Source organism: Pseudomonas sp. (assembly GCF_049645325.1).
Taxonomy (GTDB): Bacteria; Pseudomonadota; Gammaproteobacteria; order Pseudomonadales; family Pseudomonadaceae; genus Aquipseudomonas.
The window spans coordinates 1-4,186 of record NZ_JBARTQ010000140.1 but is presented as its reverse complement, the minus strand read 5'-3'; the positions used below and the strand labels follow the sequence as shown (position 1 = coordinate 4,186).

The following is a 4,186-nucleotide window of genomic DNA, read 5'->3' as shown; positions in this document are numbered from 1 at the left end:
GCTTTGGTTACTTTCGCGCTTTTCGAAAGTGACCCGCTGTAAGAGCGGAACCAATAGAGGCCATCACCCCACTATCGGATATGCACGCACACCTACCTGAATCGCCACACAACTGGATCATCACACTAATGACCGTTGCGCCTGACCGACCAACCAATCCATCAAGGCTTCCAGCCCCACCGACGGCTCCGTCCCCGGCGGATACACCAGGTAATACCCCATCCCCGTCGGCACCCGCAGTTCAAACGGCGTCGCCAACCGCCCCGCTTTCAGGTCTTCGCCAATCAGCGCACTGTCGCCAATCGCTACGCCCGAACCTTGGGAGGCCACGGTCATGGCCAAGTCCAGCGTTTCAAAATGATGCCCCTGGGCCAGATTGCCCAGCCGCGTATTCGCAGCCTTCAGCCACAACGCCCAATCGCGCTCATCCCGCGTGGGGTGCAGCAGCACCTGTTGTTGCAGATCAGCCGGGGTGTGCAAGCCAGCGAGCAACGCCGGCGCGCAGACTGGCGTGAGTTGCTCATCAAACAAATGCCGCGCCGCCGCCGACTGCTCGGCGATGGGCGCATAGATCACCGCCGCGTCGAACTGCTCGCGACGAAAGTCCACGGTGTAGGCCACGGTGGTGGTCAGCTCCACCGGCACGTCCGGGCGTTCCTTTTGCCATTGCATCAAACGCGGCAGCAGCCAGCGCATCACGCAGGTGGAGGCTTTGAGTTGCAAGGTCTCGCGGCGGCTGCCGATCTGGTCCACGGCGTCTGCAATCAGGCCAAACACCTGCTGCGCACGCAGTGACCATTCGCGGCCTTCTTCGGTCAGGCTCAAGCCCCGCGCCTGGCGCTGAAACAGCGCGTAACCCAAATGGCTTTCCAACCCGGCAATCTGCCGGCTCACCGCACCTTGGGTGATGTGCAGTTGCTCGGCGGCGCGGGTGAAGTTGCAGCACTGGGCCGTGACCCAGAAGGTGTGCAACGCAGGCAGAGGAGGAAGGCGTTTCATCGGTTAAGCCATGACGTGGGGACATGGCTAGTATGACTTTTTATCGATTGTTGCCGCTACGGGCCAGCCGGTCCAATACCGCCTCGAATCAATAACAAGAGCGACATACATGGCGACCTGCGGCGAAGTATTGGTCAACCTCCTGGAAAGCTACGGCGTCGACCAGGTGTTCGGCATCCCCGGCGTACACACCGTGGAGCTGTATCGCGGCCTGGCGCGTTCGAGCATCCGTCACGTCACCCCGCGCCACGAGCAGGGCGCAGGCTTCATGGCCGACGGCTACGCGCGCACCAGTGGCAAACCCGGCGTGTGTTTCATCATCACCGGCCCCGGCATGACCAATATCACCACCGCGATGGGCCAGGCCTACGCCGACTCGATCCCGATGCTGGTGATTTCCAGCGTACAGTCGCGCAGCCAATTGGGCGGCGGGCGCGGCAAGTTGCACGAGCTGCCGAACCAGGGCGCGATGATCGCGGGCGTGGCGGCGTTTTCTCACACGCTGATGTCGGCAGCCGAATTGCCGGGCGTGTTGGCGCGGGCGTTCGCGTTGTTCCAGGCGGGACGACCGCGCCCGGTGCACATCGAGATTCCGCTGGACGTGCTGGTGGAAAACGCCGATGCGTTGCTCGGCAGCGAGCCTGTCAGTGTCGCGCGCGCGGGGGCCGCACCGTCGGCGGTCACGCAGATGAGCCAATTACTCGCTGCCGCAAAACGCCCGTTGATCCTGGCCGGTGGCGGCGCCATTGACGCCGCTGCGCAACTGACCCGCCTGGCCGAAACCCTCGGCGCACCGGTGGCCCTGACCATCAACGCCAAGGGCATGCTGCCCTCCGCGCACCCGCTGCTGATAGGTTCGACGCAGACGCTGGTCGCCACCCGCGCGCTGGTCGCCGAAGCCGATGTGGTGCTGGCCATCGGCACGGAGCTGGCGGAAACCGACTATGACGTGACCTTCGCCGGTGGTTTCAAGCTCCCCGGCGCACTGCTGCGCATCGACATCGACCCCGACCAGACCGTGCGCAACTACCCGCCCCACGTGGCGCTGGTGGCTGATGCGCAAATGGCCGCTACGGCCCTGCTGGCCGAGCTGGGCAGCCAGGCATTGCCGGCGCGCGATGCCGAGTGGGGCGCTCAACGCGTTGCCCGGCTGTGGGCCGAATTGACGCCCACCTGGGACGCTGCCACCCGCGCACAAACCCTGTTCCTCAATACGGTGCTGAAAGCACTGCCCGGCGTTGTGATGGTGGGTGACTCTACTCAGCCGGTGTACAGCGGCAACCTGACCTTGAACCTCGACCACCCGCGCCGCTGGTTCAACTCATCGACCGGCTACGGCACCTTGGGGTACGCCCTGCCCGCCGCCATCGGTGCGTGGCTGGGGCGCGGCGACGGGCAACCGGTGGTGTGCCTGATCGGCGATGGCGGGCTGCAATTCACCTTGCCGGAACTGGCCAGCGCCGTGGAAGCGCGCACGCCGGTGATCGTGTTGCTGTGGAATAACCAGGGCTACGAAGAGATCAAGAAGTACATGGTCAACCGCGCCATCGAACCCGTTGGCGTGGACATCTATACGCCGGACTTTATCGGTGTGGCCAAGGCACTCGGCTGCGCCGCCGAAAGCGTCCAGGGCATCGAACACTTGCGCACGGCTTTGCGCGCCGCCGCTGATCGTCAGCGGCCGACGCTGATTGAAATCGACCAGGGACGCTGGATGAAGGAGGTAGCGGTATGAGCACAGTATTGAACGGGGTGTTTATCGGTGGTGAATGGCGTGCGGGCCACGACGTGCTTGAAGTGATCAACCCCGCCACTGAAGCAACCTTGGCACACGTCAGCGTCGGTGATGCGACCGCCGTCACCCAGGCTGTCGATGCGGCCAGTGCGGCCTTTGTCGATTGGTCAAAAAGCACCGGCCGTGACCGTGGCGCCCTGCTGCGCAAGATCGCCCAGGGCGTGAGCGAGCAGCGCGAACACCTGATGCATGTGCAGTCGAGCAACAACGGCAAACCGTTGTTTGAAGCGGGCATCGATGTGGACGACGTGATCGCCACCTTCGACTATTACGCCACGGTGGCCGAAGAAATGGACGCCGCACAGGACCGCCCGGTGGCACTGCCCAGCGCTGATTTCAGCGCGCGCCTGCGCCGCGAACCCTGCGGCGTGGTGGGGCTGATCGTGCCGTGGAACTTCCCGATGGTGACCACCGCCTGGAAGCTCGCCCCGGCCCTGGCGGCCGGTTGCTGCGTGGTGCTCAAGCCGTCGGAAGTCACGCCCCTGGCGGAGCTGCAGTTGGCCCGCATCATTGCGGACGCGGGCTTGCCGGCGGGCGTGTTCAACCTGGTCTGCGGCACCGGTTTGGCGGTGGGCGCGCCCTTGGCGGCGGATCGCCGCGTGGCGAAGATCTCCTTCACCGGCAGCAACGCCGTCGGCGTGCAAGTGATGCAACGCGCCGCTGAAACCATCAAGGGCGTGAGCCTGGAGCTGGGCGGCAAATCCTCATTGCTGGTGCTGGCCGATGCCGACCTCGACCTGGCGGTTGAGCTGGCGTGTGGCGGTGGTTTTTTCAACGCCGGGCAGATCTGTTCGGCGACCAGTCGTGTGCTTGTGGCTGACCGCCTCGCAGATGAGTTCCTGCACCGTTTGCAGACGCGCGCTGAAGGGATTCGCGTAGCAGACCCGTTTGCCGATGACGTGGAAATGGGCGCCTTGATCAACCGCGCGCAGTATCAGCGCGTGCTGGGGCACATCCGGCGCGGCGTTGAGGACGGCGCGCGGTTGCTGTGCGGCGGTGAACGCCCGGCTGACCTGGCGAAGGGTTTTTTCATTCGCCCGACGGTGTTCACCGACGTGCCGTTGGACAGCGCGTTGTGGAACGAAGAAATCTTCGGGCCGGTGCTGTGTGTACGACGTTTTACCACTGAGGACGAGGCCATTGCTTTGGCCAATGACAGTGACTTCGGCCTGGTCGCCAGTGTGGTCAGCGCCGATACCGAAACCGCCGAGCGCGTGGCCAATGCCTTGCAGGCCGGCCTGGTGTGGATCAACGCGCCGCAGGTGATCTTCCCGCAAACCGCGTGGGGCGGTTACAAACAAAGCAGCATCGGCCGCGAGTTGGGGCCCTGGGGGTTGGCGGCGTTTCAGGAAATCAAGCATGTGATCAGGGCTAACTAGCACCGAACAATCC

Annotated in this window: 3 protein-coding genes; 2 read left to right on the top strand and 1 reads right to left on the bottom strand. The window is 64.3% G+C overall.

Annotated elements, in window-relative coordinates; all coding sequences use genetic code 11:
• Positions 1 to 120 precede the first annotated feature (120 nt).
• Positions 121 to 999, bottom strand: a complete 879-nt coding sequence (locus WBB95_RS06185) for a LysR substrate-binding domain-containing protein (protein WP_424486760.1) — start codon at positions 997 to 999, stop codon at positions 121 to 123.
• A gap of 109 nt (positions 1,000 to 1,108) precedes the next feature.
• On the opposite strand from WBB95_RS06185, the gene WBB95_RS06180 reads away from it, so the two are divergent.
• Positions 1,109 to 2,734 carry a 5-guanidino-2-oxopentanoate decarboxylase gene (locus tag WBB95_RS06180; RefSeq protein ID WP_424486759.1) on the top strand — a complete coding sequence of 542 codons (1,626 nt, stop codon included), beginning with the start codon at positions 1,109 to 1,111 and terminating at the stop codon, positions 2,732 to 2,734.
• The gene (locus WBB95_RS06175; protein ID WP_424486758.1) at positions 2,731 to 4,173 is read left to right on the top strand and encodes an aldehyde dehydrogenase family protein; all 1,443 of its coding nucleotides are present in this window, start codon (positions 2,731 to 2,733) and stop codon (positions 4,171 to 4,173) included. The genes WBB95_RS06180 and WBB95_RS06175 overlap by 4 nt, the downstream gene beginning before the upstream one ends.
• Positions 4,174 to 4,186: the final 13 nt, after the last annotated feature.